18 protein-coding genes are annotated in these 20,510 nt (G+C 55.0%); 8 read left to right on the top strand and 10 right to left on the bottom strand.

What is annotated here, in order from left to right:
- Positions 1-9: 9 nt before the first annotated feature.
- Positions 10-1,179 (bottom strand): autotransporter strand-loop-strand O-heptosyltransferase, encoded by a 1,170-nt coding sequence (locus ACMGGE_RS06395; RefSeq protein ID WP_420293548.1) that lies wholly within the window; start codon positions 1,177-1,179, stop codon positions 10-12.
- Positions 1,180-1,302: 123 nt separating this feature from the next.
- On the bottom strand, positions 1,303-2,100 hold the full coding sequence (locus ACMGGE_RS06390; RefSeq protein WP_167213091.1) for an EAL domain-containing protein: 798 nt from the start codon (positions 2,098-2,100) through the stop codon (positions 1,303-1,305).
- Positions 2,101-2,448: 348 nt separating this feature from the next.
- On the opposite strand from ACMGGE_RS06390, the gene ACMGGE_RS06385 reads away from it, so the two are divergent.
- Both ACMGGE_RS06385 and ACMGGE_RS06380 read left to right on the top strand, forming a co-directional pair.
- Entirely contained in the window at positions 2,449-3,258 is an 810-nt protein-coding gene (locus tag ACMGGE_RS06385; RefSeq protein ID WP_420293547.1) for a winged helix-turn-helix domain-containing protein, read from the top strand.
- Positions 3,242-3,727: a hypothetical protein gene (locus ACMGGE_RS06380; RefSeq protein WP_420293546.1), complete on the top strand. Its 486-nt coding sequence runs from the start codon at positions 3,242-3,244 to the stop codon at positions 3,725-3,727. The genes ACMGGE_RS06385 and ACMGGE_RS06380 overlap by 17 nt, the downstream gene beginning before the upstream one ends.
- A gap of 102 nt (positions 3,728-3,829) precedes the next feature.
- Here ACMGGE_RS06380 and uspF read toward each other — a convergent pair whose 3' ends face one another.
- On the bottom strand, positions 3,830-4,264 hold the full coding sequence (gene uspF / locus ACMGGE_RS06375; protein WP_032674686.1) for a universal stress protein UspF: 435 nt from the start codon (positions 4,262-4,264) through the stop codon (positions 3,830-3,832).
- Between the two features lie 125 nt (positions 4,265-4,389).
- The gene (locus ACMGGE_RS06370; RefSeq protein ID WP_032674687.1) at positions 4,390-4,680 is read right to left on the bottom strand and encodes a DUF1330 domain-containing protein; all 291 of its coding nucleotides are present in this window, start codon (positions 4,678-4,680) and stop codon (positions 4,390-4,392) included.
- A 274-nt stretch (positions 4,681-4,954) separates the two neighbouring features.
- Between ACMGGE_RS06370 and ACMGGE_RS06365 the strand changes: the two genes are divergently transcribed.
- The gene (locus ACMGGE_RS06365; RefSeq protein ID WP_420293545.1) at positions 4,955-5,203 is read left to right on the top strand and encodes a hypothetical protein; all 249 of its coding nucleotides are present in this window, start codon (positions 4,955-4,957) and stop codon (positions 5,201-5,203) included.
- Positions 5,204-5,274: 71 nt separating this feature from the next.
- On the opposite strand, the gene ACMGGE_RS06360 is transcribed toward ACMGGE_RS06365, so the two are convergent.
- Complete coding sequence (locus ACMGGE_RS06360) at positions 5,275-5,946, bottom strand: MgtC family protein (protein WP_045910420.1); 672 nt, start codon at positions 5,944-5,946, stop codon at positions 5,275-5,277.
- A gap of 456 nt (positions 5,947-6,402) precedes the next feature.
- Here ACMGGE_RS06360 and ACMGGE_RS06355 point away from each other — a divergent pair, with 456 nt between their 5' ends.
- Positions 6,403-7,608, top strand: coding sequence for an MFS transporter (locus tag ACMGGE_RS06355; RefSeq protein ID WP_128302181.1), 1,206 nt, complete (start codon positions 6,403-6,405; stop codon positions 7,606-7,608).
- Positions 7,609-7,626: 18 nt separating this feature from the next.
- On the opposite strand, the gene ACMGGE_RS06350 is transcribed toward ACMGGE_RS06355, so the two are convergent.
- Positions 7,627-8,616, bottom strand: coding sequence for a 2-hydroxyacid dehydrogenase (locus ACMGGE_RS06350; RefSeq protein ID WP_420293544.1), 990 nt, complete (start codon positions 8,614-8,616; stop codon positions 7,627-7,629).
- Positions 8,617-8,826: 210 nt separating this feature from the next.
- Between ACMGGE_RS06350 and ACMGGE_RS06345 the strand changes: the two genes are divergently transcribed.
- From ACMGGE_RS06345 to ACMGGE_RS06335, 3 genes are read left to right on the top strand one after another with little or no spacing between them, the layout of a single operon-like run.
- Positions 8,827-11,466, top strand: a complete 2,640-nt coding sequence (locus tag ACMGGE_RS06345) for a YdbH family protein (protein ID WP_420293543.1) — start codon at positions 8,827-8,829, stop codon at positions 11,464-11,466.
- Complete coding sequence (locus ACMGGE_RS06340) at positions 11,463-11,654, top strand: YnbE family lipoprotein (RefSeq protein ID WP_008502388.1); 192 nt, start codon at positions 11,463-11,465, stop codon at positions 11,652-11,654. Before ACMGGE_RS06345 ends, ACMGGE_RS06340 begins: the two co-directional genes overlap by 4 nt.
- 7 nt (positions 11,655-11,661) lie before the next feature.
- Entirely contained in the window at positions 11,662-11,979 is a 318-nt protein-coding gene (locus ACMGGE_RS06335) for a YdbL family protein (RefSeq protein ID WP_048030652.1), read from the top strand.
- Here the strand turns inward: ACMGGE_RS06335 and feaR are convergent, their stop codons facing one another.
- Positions 11,980-12,888 (bottom strand): transcriptional regulator FeaR, encoded by a 909-nt coding sequence (gene feaR / locus ACMGGE_RS06330; protein ID WP_045910621.1) that lies wholly within the window; start codon positions 12,886-12,888, stop codon positions 11,980-11,982. It abuts the gene before it with no gap.
- 241 nt (positions 12,889-13,129) lie between these two features.
- Here feaR and ACMGGE_RS06325 point away from each other — a divergent pair, with 241 nt between their 5' ends.
- Positions 13,130-14,629 carry an aldehyde dehydrogenase family protein gene (locus ACMGGE_RS06325; protein WP_420293542.1) on the top strand — a complete coding sequence of 500 codons (1,500 nt, stop codon included), beginning with the start codon at positions 13,130-13,132 and terminating at the stop codon, positions 14,627-14,629.
- Between the two features lie 88 nt (positions 14,630-14,717).
- Here the strand turns inward: ACMGGE_RS06325 and ACMGGE_RS06320 are convergent, their stop codons facing one another.
- The 3 genes from ACMGGE_RS06320 to paaZ all read right to left on the bottom strand — a co-directional run bounded on the left by ACMGGE_RS06320 (position 14,718) and on the right by paaZ (position 20,461).
- Positions 14,718-15,824, bottom strand: coding sequence for a diguanylate cyclase (locus tag ACMGGE_RS06320; RefSeq protein WP_262805551.1), 1,107 nt, complete (start codon positions 15,822-15,824; stop codon positions 14,718-14,720).
- A 118-nt stretch (positions 15,825-15,942) separates the two neighbouring features.
- The gene (gene tynA, locus ACMGGE_RS06315) at positions 15,943-18,216 is read right to left on the bottom strand and encodes a primary-amine oxidase (RefSeq protein WP_252077222.1); all 2,274 of its coding nucleotides are present in this window, start codon (positions 18,214-18,216) and stop codon (positions 15,943-15,945) included.
- 205 nt (positions 18,217-18,421) lie between these two features.
- Positions 18,422-20,461, bottom strand: coding sequence for a phenylacetic acid degradation bifunctional protein PaaZ (gene paaZ / locus ACMGGE_RS06310; protein ID WP_420293541.1), 2,040 nt, complete (start codon positions 20,459-20,461; stop codon positions 18,422-18,424).
- Positions 20,462-20,510: the final 49 nt, after the last annotated feature.

The following is a 20,510-nucleotide window of genomic DNA, read 5'->3' as shown; positions in this document are numbered from 1 at the left end:
TTACGTCCTTTACTTATCAACTAATCCTGAATGCAGACGGTCCACCATGCCGATAACCTGACGACCGGTTATCAGACTTGTGCACTCGTACTGTCGGGGGGTGTTCTTGTGATGCGGACACCACAAAAAATCCACGTGGTCAAAATCAACGGACGTGTCATCCCAGCAGCCGTTACAGCCATGGCTGCTGAACACCCTCCAGGGGGTGTAAAATTCACTGTTGGGAAGACTGAATCCGCTGATTAACACCACCGGGATACCGGATGCCCAGGCAAGCCATGACAGCCCGCTGCCCAGACCAATAAAGAAGCTCGCATGCTTTAACAGGTCCACCCGCTCCTGGAGCGGGATATCGCCTGTAAAGTCTTCGGCGCCATGCGGAATGTGGTTCCAGATAAAGCCCTGGCCGTAATGCGCCTGGCGATCAATGCAAAGCACCCGGTATCCCAGAGATTTAAGGTGGGCGACGACCTCAGCCCAGCCATGGCCGTTGTTCCAGTACTTCGCCTGGTTGGTGGACTGCGCGGCGATACAGACGTACGGCTCCGCAATTTTCCGCTCCGCATCCAGCTTCAGGCGGGGAGGGCACTCACGCGGATCCACCCCGAGGATGTAGCCGGCATTGCGGTGGAAACCGACCTTCCTGAAATCGATGGGCTGATGAGTGGTGTCGCCCTTAAAGAAAAGGCCGATATACCAGGACGCGTAGGGATTTTCCGTCTGGAGAGCGTCCTTTGTGGAGAACGTGATCTCTGGGTACTGCACGCTAAGCAGTTCGATGATTTCCTGCCCCATGACGCACTCAAGCTGACAGCGGTGCAGTTGGCGAAAACGCTCTGCGTAATGGAACCAGCCAAGCATGTCGCCAAGCGTCCCCGTCGGGAAAAAGATGACGACGGGCTTGTCCTTCATATCCAGCGTTTCATCCAGGACCGGGCTCATCGATCCCTGGTGGAATACCTGAATGCGGAAGCGGACGTAATATTTTTTATTACTGGTTACCCAGCCGCCTTCTGAATCACAGCTGAAAAGAATATTACCGCTGTCGTCGTCCATTAAAATAACGTGCCATTTTCCTTCCGGAAGCAAAACGCGCGCGCCATAGTTAAAGTCATAAAGAATTCCGTCCGGTCCTGTCCAGGACGGAAGCTCTGGAGGGTTTGGGAAGTTAGCTGACATATATAATTTGTCCTTGGTGGCAATTTTAAATTTGTAATGATCAGGTGGAATGCACTACTGTTATTTAAGTAGTGCTTTTTCATAATTGATTGCGAATTGCTGTGTTTACGCTTTTGAAAAGTGTTATATGTGCGAGCAAAACTCGCGCATGCTTACAGGTTTTGAAAATAGATAACCTTGAAAAATACTCACTCCTTTATCTTTCAAAAGAGATAGTTGTTCTTTATCTTCTATACCTTCAGCAATAACATGAATTTGCAATCGCTCTGCGAGAGCTACAATGGAATCAATTACCGCGGAATAGATTAATGATCCATTGCTCGCAATTGTGAGGCATTTATCAATCTTGAGTGTTGAGAAACCTGCATGTTCAATGTATTTGAGACATGAACTTCCGCTGCCGAAATCATCAATCGCAAATCGCACACCTGACTCAGTAAGTTGCTGCATAGCCTCGAGTGCAAAGTCGTCCAGGTTCATTGTTCCACGTTCGACAATTTCCAGTGTGACAGCAATGCGTCCGTCGAACACTTTCTTAAAGTCCGTAACTGCTTCAATAACTCTTGAAGAGTTCAACTGTCTCGCACAGATGTTGAAGGAGAGATAAAAATCATCAGGTAGCGTTCCTTCGTAGTCTTCAAAAAATGTTTTAACATCAGACATCAGGCTGCATGTGACATCATTAATCACCTCGCATGATTCCATTGCAGAGAGGTATTTTTCGGGAGAGTGGTAAATCCCATCTTTAAGAACTCTAAGTAATACTTCTCCGCCTACAATTTCATCGCCCTTACATACCGGCTGGATGAAGGGAACAAATTCAGCGCCGGTCAGTTCCGCTGATAAGATTTTTTCTCTAATCAATGTACGGGCTTTGATGAAGAAACGTTCTGCCTTAATGAGCATTTTGGTGCTTATCATAATGTCGCTCCTTATCTACTGGATTCGCTACCCGGGGTACCACTTCTTTCTTCTTTCCCGAACTGTGAATGGCGGTAGGTAGGATGGCTGCACCTGAAGAATAAGAACCTGCTCATTCACTTCTGCGAGAAATCCTATCAACTAAAAATGGTGTGTAGATACATGTATTGCTAATTTATCAAAATACAAATTTATGTTCTGTTTGATGTTGCATTTACAAGTAATAAGTCTGCTGAAGACGTTGTCACGTCTGGCTGTGCTAAGATGCGAGAAAGATGTTAATGGGTTTTCGCAGGTTGGATAAACGTGAGGATCCATTCAATTACCATCATGGATAAGGAGTCAGAGATGGTTTTTGTGATTGATAATAGGGTTTTTTATCGCTCTGAAGATGGTGCCATATGGCCATCCGGAGACGAGGGCTCTACTGTCATTCTGACCCTGACAATGAAGAGGCTATTAACATGCCTTCTCGAAAAGCATGGTCAAGTCCTGACACGGAATGAACTTCTGGATAATGTCTGGGATGCTCATGGCTTGCGCTCATCGAATCACACATTAAATAAATACATTTCAGAATTGAGAAAACATTTCGTCCAGTTAGGTATTACCAATGAATGTATTACCACAGTGCCCCGGGTCGGCTTTATGTTTAACAGCGATATTGACGTCAGGGATATCACTGAATCTTCGATTGCTGATGGACGACTCAAAGAAATTGAGAAGTCGGAGGTAATAACTCTAGTCCACCGTACGGCGTTAGTGGGTAAGTACAGGGCTCTTCATTATAAGCTGGCACTGATTGTGCTTTTAATCAGCGCTACGTTAGTTGTGCCAGGTCTCGTAACTCCGTCGAAAGACTTAATGGAAATAAAACAGATTAACCCCCATTTCTTGTTTAACTACGACACCTGTCCTGTCTATACAATCCAGAGTAACTCTGCATCCCTGTCAGAGCAAAAAAAAGAACTTTTTTTAGAACTGGCTAACTCAAGTCATATTCAGTGTCTGGAAGGCACATCTTTTCTCTATCAGGTTTCAGAGTCCTATCTGTACGGCAATAAGGGGAGGGCGTTTATCAGTCGATGCACGCAAAAAAATAATAATTACATCTCCTGTCTGAATAACTACTGGAGTGGTTATGAACGCAATCAATAAGAAAACAGGGATCCCTGCCGTAATTTTACTCCTCATCCTGGCGTTTTCGGTCTGGTTCTATGTTCACATGCGTCATAAACAGAGTGCGTTAAGTGTTAACTGTTCCACAATTTTACGTTATAACCACTATGACCCTGATTTCATCGCTACGCTGGAGTTTGTTTTCCGTTTAGATAAAAACCACGAGGGTCAGGCTGTCCTGTCGGGGAATATCCAGTCAGACAAAGGCGTTCATGTCATCTCACGTACAATTCTCTTTAGCTATGAGGTGAACAGACCCGGTGAGATTGCCCTTACAGATACGCGCTACGTTAAAAATCTACGTGATACAGCTGATGATGACAGTTTTAAAAGCAGCTTCTTTTATGTTCCCGAGGGAACCGTTCGCCAGCTGAAGATTGAACCTGCAGGTAATGGCTGGCTGATTGGCAATCTGCAGTCGCCATTTGCGCTTTGCGTGAACAGGTAAGGCAGGTCAGGCATTGTGAACCTGCTCACATTCCTGAGTAGCTATCTGTCAGGAGCGGCTCATGGTGTTGGCTTAAAAAACCGGGCGTTACGCCCGGTTTTTTTATCTTACCACCAGCACAGGGCATTTCGCATGCCGAACCACTGCCGCAGCGTTTGAGCCCAACAGATAGGTTGAAATGTCCGGCTTATGGGAGGCGATAATGATCAGGTCGGCGCCGATCGTATCTGCGAGCTTAAGGATCTGATCCTTCGGAGACCCCGTCACGGCATGCGTCTGTATCTTGTCTGCAGGGATTTTGAATTGCTTAACTATTTCATCCAGTTTTGCTAACGCCGCGTGCTGGAATTCTTTCATCTTCGGCATTTCTACGGGGTAGGCCAAACCTAATGATGAATAATAGGGAAGCGAAGGAATAACGGTAAGAAAGTGGACTTTGGCCGTGTTAAGTGCGGTATGTGCCTGAACGAAAGGGATAACCATGTGCGTCAGGCTATCCTCGGAGATATCAATGGGAACCAAAATTGAATTGTACATGTGTCCCTCCTGAGTGTTTTTTGCACAACTCAGGGTAAACCGTTATTTCCAGCAAAACAGAGAGCAGGTTGTCATAACGGGGACAAATTTCGGTTCTGTGATTTAGGTACAGTTGAACCTGCCTGTCATTCCGTCGTGACAATGAACATTCTTGCTTCCTGGGCGAGCTGGCGTTCAGCCTTAATCGGCGCATATTTTTCCGAATGATAGAAGGCAAGGGCCTGATCTAACGTCGGAAATTCAAAAATGCCCGCATAGGGTAACGGCTCTTCATCACCTTCCAGTACCTGTGCGACAGCACCAAAATGAACAATTTTACCGCCTGCTTCCTCTAATGCTGACGTGAAGCGGGGGGCAAGGCTGGCCTGTCTGGCTGGGTCAATAACGCGTAAGTTGATATGAACAAAGGCTGGCATAACCGTTCCTCAAACATGCTTAATAGTGTATATACACTATTAACTTTAGCATTGAATGTCGAGATGAAATGATGAGCAACATTGATGTGACGTTGTTGAAGGCCATTCCGGAAGTCTGCCCGGCGTTTCAGGCGCGCGCTACTGCTCGGGCTATTACGCGCTATTACAACGCCTGCTTCAGACCGTTTGATCTGACCGCTGAGCAGTTCAGTCTGATAGTTGGCATCGGGGTTCTCCTAATGAAACCGTTGCGGAACTCGCCGCCAGAGCAGGGGTGGATGCGACAACACTGAGTCGTAATATCCGTAGTCTGGAGTCCCGAGGCATTATTGGCTCTACTGGAGGGCGTGGACGTTCAGGAAAACGACTCATGTTGACGGGGGAAGGCTGGCGTCTGCTTGAACAGGTCATTCCGGTATGGCAATCCGCTAAGCAGGAATTGTCCCAACTTATGGGCAGCGAGCAGCTTAGCCTCACGACGAAAATGATGAAAAGTCTTGCCAGAATCAGCGCTTCTCTATGACTCTCTCCGTGTCACTGCCCATTTCTGCAAAACAGCCAAGCCCCAACCGGGCGCAATGCCCGGTATCGTATTCATATTGCGTGACAGCTTACGGAAGCCATAATTTTATTCCCGCCAATATTACCCATAATTAGCTCGAGTAATTTCCGGTATTCTTCACGGGTCATCACCTCGGCCCGTATTTCGGTTTTACCTTCTGCTTGCGCCGTATCGCAATAAATGGCTTTCAGGCTTAACGTCAACTCTTTCGCCATGTTGACAATATTCTGCCGCACCGCATCTTCATGCTCGTCATTACAGGTAATTTTAAGGACATAGCATTTTTCGCCTTCATGGAGCGCGGGCAGTTGATTAATCCGCTGCGCAGCTTCGCGAAGCAGAATGTTGGCGCACAGAATAATCACGCTGGCCATACCGGCATTCCAGAATTGACCTAATCCGCATAGCACGCCAATTCCGGCCGAACACCACAGCGTCGCGGCGGTATTGAGACCCCGGATATTCATTCCCTCACGCATAATAACGCCTGCGCCAAGAAAACCTATGCCGGAGACGATCTGCGCTGCGATGCGCCCCGGGCTATCGGGTGACGTCGAGAGGGAACTCAGAATAAACACGGCCGCGCCCGTCGCAACCAGTGCATTGGTACGAAGCCCCGCCATACGCTGGCGCCATTGTCTTTCCGCGCCGATAATTGCGCCCAGCAGCATCGCTGCGAGCAGATGAGAGATATAAGGGAACATCAGCCTGTCGCCTGTTAACATGATTAAACGATAAGCGTCAGCGCTTCACAAAGCACAGTATGACGCCATTAAAACGCAAAGCATGTCAGCGCGAGGGCGGTGGAAAGAGTGAATGATGAAACATGAACATCGCGATGCCCCAAAAATTTGGTCGTTCTTAATGTATTGGGATGCAATCACGTCAAGAGGATTGCTGCCCACCCTTAAGGTAAGCAGCGAGAAAATCGCGTCAGCTTACCTTCGTATCGACGATAAAATAACTTTCCAACGAAGGACTCCTGTGAAAATTTATTGCCAGTATAGTCAGGGCCGATTATGAGTAAAGTGAAAAAACAACGTCCGTTATGAATTGTTTAAGTTCGGAAGGCATGTTTTTTAAGACGTCATCTGATTTTCAAAAATACCCGGTATACTACATTTTCTTTTTTTCAGGCGATAACAGGCAAGGCAGGAAGTATGTCTCTTCGTTCGCTGCGGGCGCTATGCCTGACAAGTTTTTTCATTGCAGATGTCCGCGATGGCCTGGGGCCTTTTCTCGGTATTTTTCTGACCGAACGCCACTGGACCCCTGATGATATTGGCATCCTGATGACGGCCGGCGGGCTGGCGGGGTTACTGGCCACGCTGCCGGCGGGGTTCATCACCGACACCTCCCGCAACAAGCGTGCTGTACTCGCGCTGCTGTGCATTCTGATCACACTAAGCACGCTTCTGCTCTGGTTTAGCCAGCAGAGCGGCGTTGTCGCCGTGTCGCAAATCGTCACCGGTATCTGTGCGGCATTTGTCGGGCCGTTGATCGCCGGGATTACGCTGGGGTTGACCGGGCAGAGGGGCTTCAGCGCGCAGATGGGCAGAAACGAGGCGTTCAATCACGGCGGCAATTTTGTCACCGCGCTGATTGCGGGTGGCATTGCGTGGTACTGGGGCGTGGGCGGGATTTTCCTGCTGATGACTAGCACCACGCTGCTAACGCTGTGTGCGCTGCTTGCCATTCGCAACAGCGATATCGATAACGACGCGGCGCGCGGGCTGTCCTCTTCAGCGAGCCTGCCGGTCCCCGGTTTTACCGTGCTGATGAAAAACCGGGCGCTGTTTGTGACCGGACTGACGCTGCTGCTGTTTCACCTGGCGAACGCGGCGCTGCTGCCGATGCTAAGTATGAGGGTTGCCGCTGCACCTGCCGCGATCAACCCCGGTTTGTATGCGGCCGGTACCGTCATCATCTCTCAGGCCGTGATGATCCCCGTCGCCATCTGGGCCTCGCGCCGGATCGAACACTATGGTTACTGGCGCTTGATTATGCTGGCGCTGCTGGTTATGCCGGTGCGCGCGGCGCTGGCGGCATCCACGGACGCGCCGTTAATGATGATCCCCGTACAAATTCTCGACGGCCTGGCCGCCGGGATCCTGGGAGTCGTCGTACCGTCGTTTATTGTGGTGCTGCTGCGTGGAAGCGGGCACGTCAATGCCGGGCAGAGTGTGGTGATGTTGATGCAGGGAGTAGGGGCATCCATGAGCCCGGCGTTAACCGGGACGATCGCCGGACATTACTCCTTTGCGACGGCATTCAGTGTCCTGAGCGCCATTGCCCTGGCCGCCGTTCTGCTCTGGTGGCGCGTTGCGCACCGGAGCTGGGAAACAAACGCGCCGGGTGAGGCTTAGCCCCACCCGGCGTAGCACTTAAGCCAGCTCGTTAGGGCACGGCTCACCCTTTTCTAACTGCTGAAGGTTACCCAGCGTGGTTTCCGAAATGCTGATTAGCGCTTCGGCAGTCAGAAACGCCTGATGTCCGGTAAACAGCACGTTATGGCAGGCAGAGAGGCGACGGAACACGTCGTCCTGGATGACATCATTAGACTTGTCTTCAAAGAACAGGTCGCGTTCGTTCTCATAGACGTCCATCCCCAGCGCGCCAATTTTCTGGGTCTTCAGCGCTTCGATAGCGGCCTGGGAGTCAACCAGTCCGCCGCGGCTGGTGTTGATGATCATCACGCCATCCTTCATCTGGTCAAATGCCGCCTGGTTAAGCAGGTGGTAGTTTTCCGGCGTCAGCGGGCAGTGGAGGGAGATTACGTCGGACTGAGAGAACAGCGTCGGCAGGTCGACGTACTCCACGCCCAGATCCAGCGCTGCGGCGCTTGGGTACGGATCGAATGCCAGCAGACGCATGCCGAAGCCTTTCAGGATGCGCAGGGCAGCCACGCCAATTTTACCGGTCCCGATCACGCCCGCGGTTTTGCCGTACATGGTAAAGCCGGTCAGCCCTTCCAGCGAGAAGTTGGCGTCACGGGTGCGCTGATAAGCGCGGTGAATACGACGGTTGAGCGACATCATCATGCCAATCGCATGTTCCGCCACCGCTTCCGGGGAGTACGCCGGGACGCGCACCACCCTCAGACCCAGCTCTTTTGCCGCGTCGAGATCCACGTTGTTAAAGCCCGCGCAGCGCAGGGCGATGTACTTCACCCCCTGTTTTTTCAACTCTTCCAGCACCGGACGGCTGCCGTCATCGTTTACGAAAATGCAGACGCCTTCACAGCCGTGCGCCGTTTTAGCAGTTTTTTCGGACAGCAGAAAGTCGAAAAATTCAAGCTCAAACCCATAGGTCTCGTTAACATGTTGCAGATACTTTTTGTCGTACTGCTTTGTGCTGTATACCGCGAGTTTCATAAGACTTTCTCCAGTGATTTTGCATTCACGTTAGCATGATTAAAATTATCTTACAATTTCTAAAATATTATTGAATTCAATAAGTTCTATCAATTATTCTAGAGCATCTATCCTTAAAAATGGCATTCCCTTCAACTGACTGGCTAAACATGCGACAATGATCGGCACTGCCGGCTTAATTCTTTCGCTAAATCAGGATATTAACTGCCCATGAAGGGTAAATACAAAGCCGCTCTTGCGCTTTTACTGCTGTTCATACTGTTGCCGCTGACGCTGCTGATGACGCTCGCCCAGTGGGTGCCGACGCTCGCTGGGATCTGGCTTCCCGTCGGGACGCGCATCGCTTTCGAAGAGAGCCCGAAACTGACTCGCCACGCGCTGGTGATCCCCGACCTTCGCTATCTGGTGGAAGACTGCGAAATTGCCCGCATCGATAACGTGACGCTGTCACATCCCAGCCGCTGGAAGCTGGATATCGGCGCGCTGGATCTTAACTCCGTCTGCCTGAGCAAAATTCCCCAGTCAGCGCCTTCAACGGTCGCCCCGAAAACGCTGGCGGAATGGCAGGCGGTATTGCCCAATACCTGGCTTACGGTTCACCGCCTGACGCTGTCGCCCTGGCAGCAGTGGCAGGGTGAGCTTCACGCGTCCCTGACCCCGTCCAGCCAGGAGATCGCCTATAAAGGCGAGCAGGTCAGCATTAAAGGCACGCTTCGCGGTCAGACGCTCTCGGTCAGCCAGTTCGATGTTCAGCTCCCTGACCAGCCGCAGCCTGTTAAGCTGGTGGGCGAGTTTACCCTGCCGCTTGTGCCGGACGGCGTGCCGGTGAAAGGCCACGCGGTGGCGACCTTTAACGTGCCACAGTTAACGTCTCTGGTCGATGCCGATCTCGACTGGGAAGACAATCAGGGACAGCTGGTGGTGATGGCGAGAGACAACCCCGATCCGCTTCTCGACCTGCCGTGGCAAATCACGGCGGAGCAGCTGAACATCAGCGACGGACGCTGGAACTGGGATCTCTCGGGTATGCCGCTGAGCGGGCGGGTGTCCCTTCGCGCCGACAACTGGCAGCAGGGGCTGGAGAAAACCACCCTGACCGGACGACTGAACGTGTTGACGCAAGGCGATGCGGGGAAAGGCAACGCGGTACTGAATATCGGGCCCGGCAGGCTCAGCATGGAAAACAGCGACATGCCCCTGCATCTGAGCGGCGAGGCGAAGCAAAACGATCTCATTCTTTACGCCAAATTACCCGCAACACTGACCGGCAGCCTGTATGAACCGCAGCTGGCCTTTGAGCCGGGCGCGCTGCTCCGCTCGCGCGGACGCATCATTAACTCACTCGATATCGATGAAATCCGCTGGCCACTGGCGGGCGTGAAGCTCACCCAGAAGGGCGTGGACGGTCGTTTACAGGCGATTCTGCGCGCTCATGAAAACGAGATGGGCGATTTTGAACTCCACCTGGACGGTCAGGCCAACGACTTTTTGCCCGATAACGGCCTGTGGCAGTGGCGGTATTGGGGGAAAGGCGGCTTTACGCCGATGCATGCCCGCTGGGATGTCGCCGGGAAAGGCGAGTGGCGCGACAACCTTATTGAGCTGACGGCGCTCTCCACCGGTTTTGACAAGCTTCAGTACGGCACGATGGAGGTCAGCAAGCCGCGTCTGGTGCTGGATCAGCCTGTACGCTGGTTGCGCGATGCCGAAAAACCGGCCTTCAGCGGTGCGCTGTCGCTGAATGCCGGGCAAACCCGGTTCTCCGGCGGCAGCGTGTTGCCTCCCTCGGTTCTGACCTTCAGCGTCGACGGCACCGACCCGACAATTTTTCAGTTTAAGGGCGACCTCCATGCGGACAACATCGGCCCAGTACAGGTCAACGGAAGGTGGGATGGCGTGCGCCTTCGCGGGCAGGCCTGGTGGCCGAAACAGTCCCTCACCGTATTCCAGCCGCTTATTCCGCCGGACTGGAAAATGACGCTGCGCGACGGTGAGCTTTATGCGCAGGTTGCCTTCTCGGCGGCGGCCGATCAGGGCTTTGAAGCGGGTGGTCACGGGGTACTGAAATCCGGCAGCGCCTGGATGCCGGACAACCAGATTAATGGCGTCGATTTTGTGCTGCCGTTCCGCTTCAGCGAGGGAACCTGGTCTCTGGGCACGCGCGGACCGGTCACGTTGCGCATTGGCGAAGTGGTAAACCTGGTGACCGCGCGTAACATTACCGCGGATTTACAGGGCGATTATCCCTGGACGGAGGACAATCCGCTGCTGCTCACCAACGTGAAGGTGGAAACCCTCGGCGGGAAGATCACTATGCAGCAGCTGCGGATGCCGCAGCACGATCCGGCCCTGCTACGGGTGGACAATATCTCTTCGAGCGAGCTGATTAGCGCCGTCAATCCAAAACAGTTTGCCATGTCGGGGCCGGTCAGCGGGGCGCTGCCGTTCTGGCTGGACAACGAAAAATGGATCATTAAGGATGGCTGGCTGACTAACCCGGGCCCAATGACGCTGCGCATCGACAAAGATACGGCCGACGCCATCGTCAAAGACAATATGGTCGCGGGCGCCGCGATTAACTGGCTCCGCTATATGGAAATTTCGCGTTCGTGGACGAGAATCAATTTAGATAACCTGGGTGAATTAACCATGCAGGCGACCATCAAGGGGACCAGCCGGGTCGATGGCAAGAGCAGCTCCGTCAACCTGAACTATACCCATGACGAGAATGTCTTTACCCTCTGGCGCAGCCTGCGTTTTGGAGACAATCTGCAAACCTGGTTTGAGCAACACGCGGCGATACCCGGTCTCCGCAGTTCGACTGGCAAGGAAAGTGAGGAACAACAATGAAAAAGATGGCTGGTGCGCTCACCGTTGCCGTTGCCGCGCTACTGTCCGGCTGTACGCCGCGCATTGAAGTCGCTGCACCAAAGGAGCCGATTACCATCAATATGAATGTCAAAATCGAACATGAGATCCACATTAAGGTCGATAAAGACGTTGAAACTTTGCTGAAATCGCGTAGCGATCTGTTCTGAGGACGCCATGAAACGAGTTGCTTTGATTTTACTGGCGCTGGGGATGAACGTGCAGGCGGCTACGCTGACCCTAAATGACGCCCGGGCACAGGGGCGCGTGGGGGAAACCCTCAGCGGTTATCTTGCCCCGCTTCAACAGGACGCCGAAACGCTGGCGCTGGTTAATCGCATTAACGCGGCGCGCACGGAAAGCTACCAGAAGCTGGCTGACAGCAATAATTTGCCGGTCGATGAAGTGGCCAAAATGGCAGGGCAGAAACTGGTTGCCCGCGCGCAGCCGGGCGAGTACGTGAAGGGCATTAACGGAAAGTGGCTCAAAAAATAGCTAGCGGTAGCGCTTGCGGTATTCACCCGGCGAAACGCCAAAGCGCTGCTTAAACGCCGTTGAAAAATGGCTATGGTCGGTGAACCCCCAGCTGTAGCCAATGCCCGCCAGCTTTTCGTCATCACCGGCTGCGCGCAGCACCTCCGCGCAGCGATCCAGGCGGCGGTTTTTAATGTACTGCGCAACCACAAGCCCCTTCTCGGCAAACATGCGGTAAAGGCTGCGCACGGACATACCGCTTTCGGCGGCAATCCATTCCGGGCGCAGCGATTCAGACTGAATGTGGTCGTCAATCAGCGCCACCACATGCTGGAACTGGCGTTCCTTACGCGGCTGAATGATTTCGCGCTGCTGGAAAGCGGGGCGCAGCAGGCAGATCATCGCTTCGAGCGCCGCTTCGCTCTCCCGGTCACTCAGGCTGGTATTGCTCATACTCTCCATCAACAGGCGATGGCTCAACTGTACCGTGGGCAGCGTGCGGGAAAGGGCGGTGGCGCAACTTATCTCCTGAAAGCGGCACTGCTGCTCAATAATCTGACGGGGAACCAGGAGCGAAATCTGGCGGGATTTTTCCTGCCAGTTGATCGAGCAGGGGCGTGAGGCATCAATCAGCGTAATATCACCGGTTCTGAGTACCGCGCGGCGGTCATCCTGCTCAATTTCCGCACTCCCTTCGAGCTGGAACACGGTATAGAACCAGGCATCGTTACTCTGTTTGATCTCCTGACGGGAGCGGAACAGGTTGACGCCGCCGGCGGTGACGGTACTGAGCTTCAGGCTGCGCGCATAGCTGGTCTCCAGCTCGCCGTAAAATTTTCCCTCGGTGGGCTGCGCGTTAAAACGCCCGCAAACCTGGTTAATTTGCGCCAGCCACTGCTGATACTGTTCCTGCTCGCTTGCACACGCCATCGTTTCTCTCACTGCACCGTCAACGTTTTCGCATTGTTGCATTTGTGTTGCATTTTGTCAGAGCTATGAGGCTGACTATAGGAAAGAACACTCACCGGTAACAGCGATATAAGCGGCAATTATCGTGATTTGCGGAGCCTGTCACAGGTGGCAAAGCGAATGTCACAGAGACAAAAGCGAGAATGCAAAACCCCACTTAGACTGGATGAACACCCTGCGAAGAATAACGAAGGAGTATCCTATGTCTGAATCACTGGTAGCTATTCAGCCTGCCGTGCAGCAATTTTTAGACCGACAGCATGGCCTGTGGATTGAAGGGCGTCAGGCCGCATCGGACAGTGAAAAGCGGCTTAATGTCTACAACCCGGCCACGGGCGAGGTGATTTCCTCAACTGCCGATGCCAGCGTCGACGACGTTGATCGTGCCGTCATGTCCGGCTGGCGCGCCTTTGTGGCCCGTACTTGGGCCGGAAAACTCCCGGCGGAGCGCGAGCGGATCCTGCTCCATTTCGCCGATCTGGTGGAACAGCACAGCGAGGAGCTGGCCCAGCTTGAAACGCTGGAGCAGGGCAAATCCATCAACATCTCCCGTATGTTTGAAGTCAGCTGCACCCTGAACTGGATGCGCTATACCGCCGGGCTGACCACCAAAATTACGGGTAAGACCCTCGACCTCTCCATCCCGTTACCGCAGGGCGCCCGCTATCAGGCGTGGACGCGTAAAGAGCCAGTTGGCGTAGTGGCCGGGATTGTGCCCTGGAACTTCCCGCTGATGATCGGGATGTGGAAAGTGATGCCATCGCTGGCCGCGGGCTGTTCTATTGTCATCAAGCCGTCTGAAACTACGCCGCTGACCATGCTGCGCGTGGCGGAACTGGCCAGTGAAGCGGGCATCCCGGACGGGGTGTTCAACGTGGTGACTGGCAGCGGCGCGGTGTGCGGCGCAGCGCTGACCTCGCATCCGCATATTGCAAAGGTGAGCTTCACCGGCTCAACGGCGACGGGTAAGCAAATCGCCCGCGCGGCGGCGGACACGCTCACCGGCGTGACCCTGGAGCTTGGCGGGAAAAACCCGGCAATTGTACTCAAGGATGCGGACCCGGCGTGGGTAATCGAAGGCCTGATGACCGGCAGCTTCCTGAACCAGGGGCAGGTGTGCGCGGCGAGCTCGCGTATCTATATTGAAGCGCCGCTGTTTGACACACTGGTCAGCGGGTTTGAACAGGCGGTGAAATCCCTCAGCGTCGGGCCGGGCATGTCGCCAGAGGCGTTTATCAACCCGCTGGTGTCGCGTGCGCACTGTGACAAGGTGCAGACATTCCTCGATGAGGCGAAGTCGCGCAACGCGGAGCTGATTGTCGGTAACCGTGGGCCGGAAGGCAAAGGCTATTACGTTTCGCCTACGCTGGTGGTGAACCCGGATGCCTCGCTGCGCCTGACCCGCGAAGAGGTGTTTGGCCCGGTGGTCAACGTGGTGCGCGTCGCCGACGGGGAAGAGGCGCTTCAGCTGGCAAACGACAGCGACTATGGCCTGACGGCGAGCGTCTGGACGCAGAATATCAGCAAGGCGCTGGAATATACCGACCGGCTGCAGGCGGGCACAGTCTGGGTCAACAGCCATACGCTGATCGACGCCAATCTGCCGTTCGGCGGCATGAAGCAGTCCGGGACAGGGCGAGACTTTGGTCCGGACTGGCTGGACGGCTGGTGTGAAACCAAGTCGGTTTGCGTGCGGTATTAAAAAGCAAGCCGGGTGGCGGCTACGCCTTACCCGGCCTACAACGACTCGAACCGTAGGCCGGGTAAGCGCAGCGTCACCCGGCTTTTATTTAGAGCGACCACCGATCCCGCCCGGCCTCTTTCGCGCGATAAAGCGCCGCATCGGCGCGAGCGATGATCTCGGTGCCGGCCAGCCCCTCCGCCATGCTCGCAATCCCCATGCTTACGGTGACATGGTTGCTGACCGTGGAGGCGTCGTGCGGTATGGCTTCCGTACGCAGGCCGTCCTGAATACGCAGGGCAACCTTTTCCGCGATGTTTGCCGGGCAATTGAAGAGGATGACCACGAACTCCTCACCGCCGTAGCGTGACACCACATCATCAGGTGTGCGCACCGACTGCTTCAGCACGCGCGCCACTCGGGTCAGACAGTCGTCGCCTGCCTGGTGCCCGTAGGTATCGTTGTAGCGCTTGAAGTAGTCGATATCCAGCATGATCACCGAGAAGGTTTTTTTCTGCTCAACCGCGTTCTCCAGCACCACCTCCATTTTCCGGCGATTGGCGGTCTTGGTTAACGGGTCCTGGTGCGCCAGCGCGTCCAGCCGTGATATCAGCAGCTGATTTTGCTGGTTACGTCGCCAGGCTTCGTCAAACCAACTCAGCAGAATGAAACGCCCGCAGACCAGGATCAGCGTAAACACGCTCCAGATGATGATGAAGTGCAGGTTTAGGCCATCATTGCGTACCCAGCTTGCGACCGGCAGGGTGATCCAGAGCGGGAGCACAAAGGCGAGCAGCCCCTCAGGGTAAAAATAGAGCGCCGTTAACCCGGCGAGTAACAGAATGACGCACAGCGGCCAGACGTGGGGCAGCAGCAATTGCGTAATGAACCAGAAACAGGAGACCGACCAGATGGCGCTACAGATAAACAACACCACGCTGATTCCGGCGATACGCCGCCAGGCCATCAGGATCAGCGCAGCAGAGAGAATAATAATGCCGAGCATGGAGGCATCGACCATTCTCGTCAGCTGCGGCGAGTGGGGATAAAGGGGATCGCTGGCCTTAAGCAGGATGTGTCGCAGCAGGATCATCACCGCGAAACTGACGTTGACGAAGGCCAGCCACGGCAGGTTCATCGCCAGCCCATGCATGACCATGGCATGGCGCGTGGACCACGTTGCCCGTTCCAGCGTCGGTTGTTTTCTTTTTTCCATAAAGGCCTTTCCCGTCCGGGGGATAAATCATGCAGGTGAGATATCAGTAACTATAAGCAAGCCAGGGCGATCCTCAAACTTCAGGGCAAAAAAAACCGGGCAATTGCCCGGCGGATGATTATTTTTCGTCTTTTTTCTTCCCGAGCGTTGGCGTCTCGTCGAAGAAGTTCCACGGTTTAAGGAGGGTATGCACCCATTCCGTTGGCATAATCGGCCACTCTTCCGCACGTGCCACGTGGGTGGTGCCGGTGGTCATCCAGACCACGTCATCCTGATCGTTGAGCGACTCGTTATCCTTGCTGTACTGCCCCAGGCCGGTGTCGTGCACGGAGCGGTTAGGGAATTTTCCTTCCGGGTAGAGCTCATCCGGGTGGTAGCGGGTCACCCACAGCTGTTTGTCCATAAAGCTCAGGCGATGGTAAATCCACTCGTCCGGCGCAAATTTCGCGCCGGTTGCCACCGGGTGCGTGCCGCCCGCGTAAGGGATGATCTGGTACGAAACAGGGTTGCCCATGCGGTTCTCTTTACGGGTGTTGCTCAGCAGGCGAATCGTGCCCGGGTCGAACTTCTGCGCTGCTTGCTGCTCGGTATCAATATCGTACTGATTGATCTGCATGGTGCTGGTGCGCGGGCCACCGGCGGTATTCGGCTTCACTTCCGGATCCATGGCCACCAGCTTGTTGTTGATACCATCCACGTCCATATCAAGACGGAAGTTGTAGATGTGCTGGTGCGTGGTGCCCACGATGTTGTGGTCGATCAGCGTACCGTATTTTGTATCGTCTTTGGCGGTGGCATCGTGCATGGTTTTCGCCTGCACGCCTTTCACCGCTTCGATACCCGTCGCACCGGCGTCAATGCCGATGGTGCCATTTTCATGGAACACCCAGTCGAAGATGTAATCGTAATTGCCCACGGTACTCACCCAGCGCACCACCAGTTCGCGGCGCTCGGTGCTGACGTTAGGCTGGCCCATCTCCTGATGCTTATATTCCGGGCCTGCGTAGCGTTCGAAAATGGCGATTGCGCGCGGGATCTCCATCGGCGCGCCGGTGTAGTCCGGGATGGTTTCATTGAGCATCACCGCGTTGGACGGCACGTCTTTACCGCGTACCAGCGGCGAGGTCAGGGTGCCCATGCCGTAGTCGCCGGAATCAAGATAGGCCTTAAAGTACCAGCCCACGTCCGGATCGCCGTAAGGGACGATCATGCCGCCGAGCGACCCCTGATACATAATCTGGCGTTTTTTGCCGTTGTCGTTATACGTGACGGTTGAAATCATCGGGCCGACGCGGGAGTCCAGGCTCAGGTGGAAGTCCCAGTTCTGCCAGTGCACCATATCGCCGGTAATGGTGTAGTTCTTGCCTTCCGGCTCAATGATGTCGAGCGGTTTTTTCGGCGTCTCTACACGGTCGCGACCATCGTAGGGGCGCGGCGTCATCGGAACCGGAACAACGGCACCTTCCTCAATCTTCTGGATTTTCTTCTGCTCAAGATCGACCACGGCCACCAGGTTTTCAATCGGGTGTGCCCAGTAGTTGCCGTCGCCGACATCCAGATAGCTCACCACTTTCAGCAGGCGATCTTCCTGCTTCAGGCCATCTTTACCGTCGAAATAGCCGACGGTCAGTGGCGTGGTAATCACTTTTTTCGGGTCGGTGATGCCGTGTTTTTTAAGCACCTCGGCAAACTCCGTGCTGTCGTTGATGATCTGCTGTACCGCAGTGAAATCATCCAACAGCACCATGCCGTGCGCATCTTTCACCGGCTCCCAGCGCAGGATTTTTTTATCCTTCAGATCCACCAGGCTTTCGATAACGTGCTTCCCATCGAGCATCACAATCTTTGCCTGACGCGGGGCATCCACAGCCGTACCGTTGAGCACAAAGTCCCACACTTTGGCTTTCTCTGGCTCAGCAAGGGCAATCTGGGTAAAGCGGGTATTCGATTTAAAATCCGCCGAGGCTTTGACAATCTCAACGGCTTGCTTAATTTCGTCCGCCGTCAGCGCATTTAACGGGTGAGGGCGTTTTTCAACCTGGAAAGTCTGGTCAAGACCGGACTGGAAAACATCGTTGATGAAGCTGTCAGAGATAAAGGCTTTTTTGCCTTTCATCACCACCGGCACCTCGAGCTTGAGGGTTTTCCCGTTGACGATGGCGGTTTTAGCGCCCGGTTTGACCTTCACAAAGGCGCCGTCTTTCGCAATGGTGAACATCTGTGCGTAATCATCCCACTGAACGTCGGCGCCAAAGTCCTGCAGCGTTTTGTCCATCGGGACCATATGCGCCTCACTGCCGTGGGCGAAAACAGGGGATTGCCAGGCGCAACACAGCGCAACGGCCATAGCCAGCGCCGTTCTACGGGCAGAAAAAGAAGAATTGCTTCCCATCGTAGACCTCATCTTGTTGTGTTTATTGTGTTGTGACAGCCTTATCCTGACAGGCGCCTGAGAAAAGCGTTTGCCTGCATCTGCCAGATTATTTGCCAGTCTTGCCAGGTTAAAAAAAGAGCGGGGCGATGTCACACCCCGGCTGGTCGTCGTAGGCCGGGTAAGCATCGCGCCACCCGGCAGGAAAGGCGGTGAAGGGAAGGGGTCAGAAATCCCCCTGCTGGCGCGCCACCAGCGTCAGGATGGAGTAGAGCGCCACGGCCTGCTGGTGCTGGTTGAAGATCTCAACCGCCCATTCCACCACGCCGGTTGGTTTTTCCTCGGCGGTACGCTGTTTCTTCAGCGTTTTACGCTTGCAGGTCAGACGCACCTGAATGGTATCGCCCGGTTTAACCGGCTCGATAAAGCGCAAGTTTTCCATGCCGTAGTTGGCGATCACCGGCCCGACGCCCGCATCAACAAACAGCCCTGCTGCGGCAGAAATCAGGAAGTAGCCGTGCACTACGCGCTCGCCAAAGATCGACTCTGCCGCGCCGATCTTGTCCATATGGGCGTAGAAGTGGTCGCCGCTCAGGCAGGCAAAGTTCACGATGTCCGCTTCCGTCAGGGTGCGGCGCGGCGTCAGCAGGCTGTCGCCCGGCTGTAGCTCCTCAAAGTATTTGCGGAACGGATGCACACGATCTTCCTGCACCGCTGCGCCACGCACCCACTGTTTGCCAATAGCCGCCAGCATGGTCGGGCTGCCCTGAATGGCGGTGCGCTGCAGGTAGTGCTTCACCGCACGCAGGCCGCCCAGCTCTTCGCCGCCGCCCGCGCGGCCCGGGCCGCCGTGCACCAGCTGTGGCAGCGGGGAACCGTGGCCGGTGGACTCTTTCGAGGCTTCCTCGTTGAGGATCTGAATACGCCCGTGGGCGCGCGCCGCACCGGTAATAAACTGGCGGGCAATGTCCAGGTCTGCGGTGACCAGCGTACCCGCCAGGCTGCCGCCGCCCGCGCGGGCAAGCTGCATTGCGTGGCGCGCGTTGCGATACGGCATCAGCGTCGCGACCGGGCCAAAAGCTTCGGTTGAGTGCACTGCCGGAGTTTCATCCGGCTGCGGGCAGAACAGCAGGGTCGGCGGGTAGAACGCGCCCGCGGCCTGCAAATCCGCTTTGCCACCCAGGCGGACCTGGCAGCCTGCGGCGATCAGTTGTTCCACTTTCTCCTGCACGTCCGCACGCTGTTCGGCGTTGACCAGCGCGCCCATCTTTACCCCTTCCTGCGCCGGATCGCCCACCACCACCTTTTCCAGCCGGGCAACCAGCGCCTGGCTCACGGCGTCAATCTGGCTCTGCGGGACGATAATGCGGCGAATGGCCGTACATTTCTGCCCGGCTTTGGCGGTCATCTCGCGCACCACTTCCCGAATGAACAGGGCAAATTCCGGCTGCTCCGGCGTGACGTCTTCCCCCAGCACGCAGCAGTTCAGGGAGTCGGCTTCCATCGTGAACGGAATGGCATTCGCCACAATATTCGGGTGCACGCGCAGGCTTTGCCCGGTGCTGGCGGAGCCGGTAAAGGTCACCACGTCCTGACTGTCAAGCTGGTTGAGCAGATCCCCCGCGCCGCCGCAGATCAGACTGATGGCGCCGTCCGGCACCAGCCCGCTGTCGACGATGGATTTCACCATCGCCTGCGTCACCTGTGCGGTGGCGGTGGCGGGTTTGATGATGGCGGGCATGCCGGCAAGCCAGGTCGGGGCCAGTTTTTCCAGCATTCCCCAGCAGGGGAAGTTAAAGGCGTTGATGTGCACCGCCACCCCGGATTTGGAGGTCAGGACGTGACGCGCGGCAAAGCCGCCTTCTTTTGACAGCGGGATCAGCTCGTCTTCCGGCCACACGGTGTCATCCGGCAGCTCGCGGCTGCCCAGGCTTGCGTAAGTGAAGAGGGTGCCGATCCCGCCTTCGATATCGACCCAGCTGTCTGATTTTGTCGCCCCGGTTTGGGCGGACAGGGCATAAAACGTCTCTTTCTCGCTAAGCAGGTGCTTTGCCACCGCCTTCAGCATGGCCGCGCGTTCGATAAAGGTCATCTCGTGAAGCGCTTCGCCGCCGCGCTCAATTGCATAGCGACGGGCGGCCGCCATGTCCAGCCCTTCGCTGGTCACGCTCCACAGCGCTTCGCCACTGATGGCGTGATGAATAGTGCGTTCGCGGCCCCGGCCAGACTGCCAGGTACCGGATAAGAAGCTGGCTAACTGCTGCATCGCTTATCTCCAAATGTTACGTAATTTACCCATTAATAGTTTGATCATG

Source organism: Enterobacter sp. BNK-22 (assembly GCF_048684805.1).
In the GTDB taxonomy this organism is placed as follows: Bacteria; Pseudomonadota; Gammaproteobacteria; order Enterobacterales; family Enterobacteriaceae; genus Enterobacter; species Enterobacter quasiroggenkampii.
This window is presented reverse-complemented; position numbering and strand designations above follow the sequence as displayed.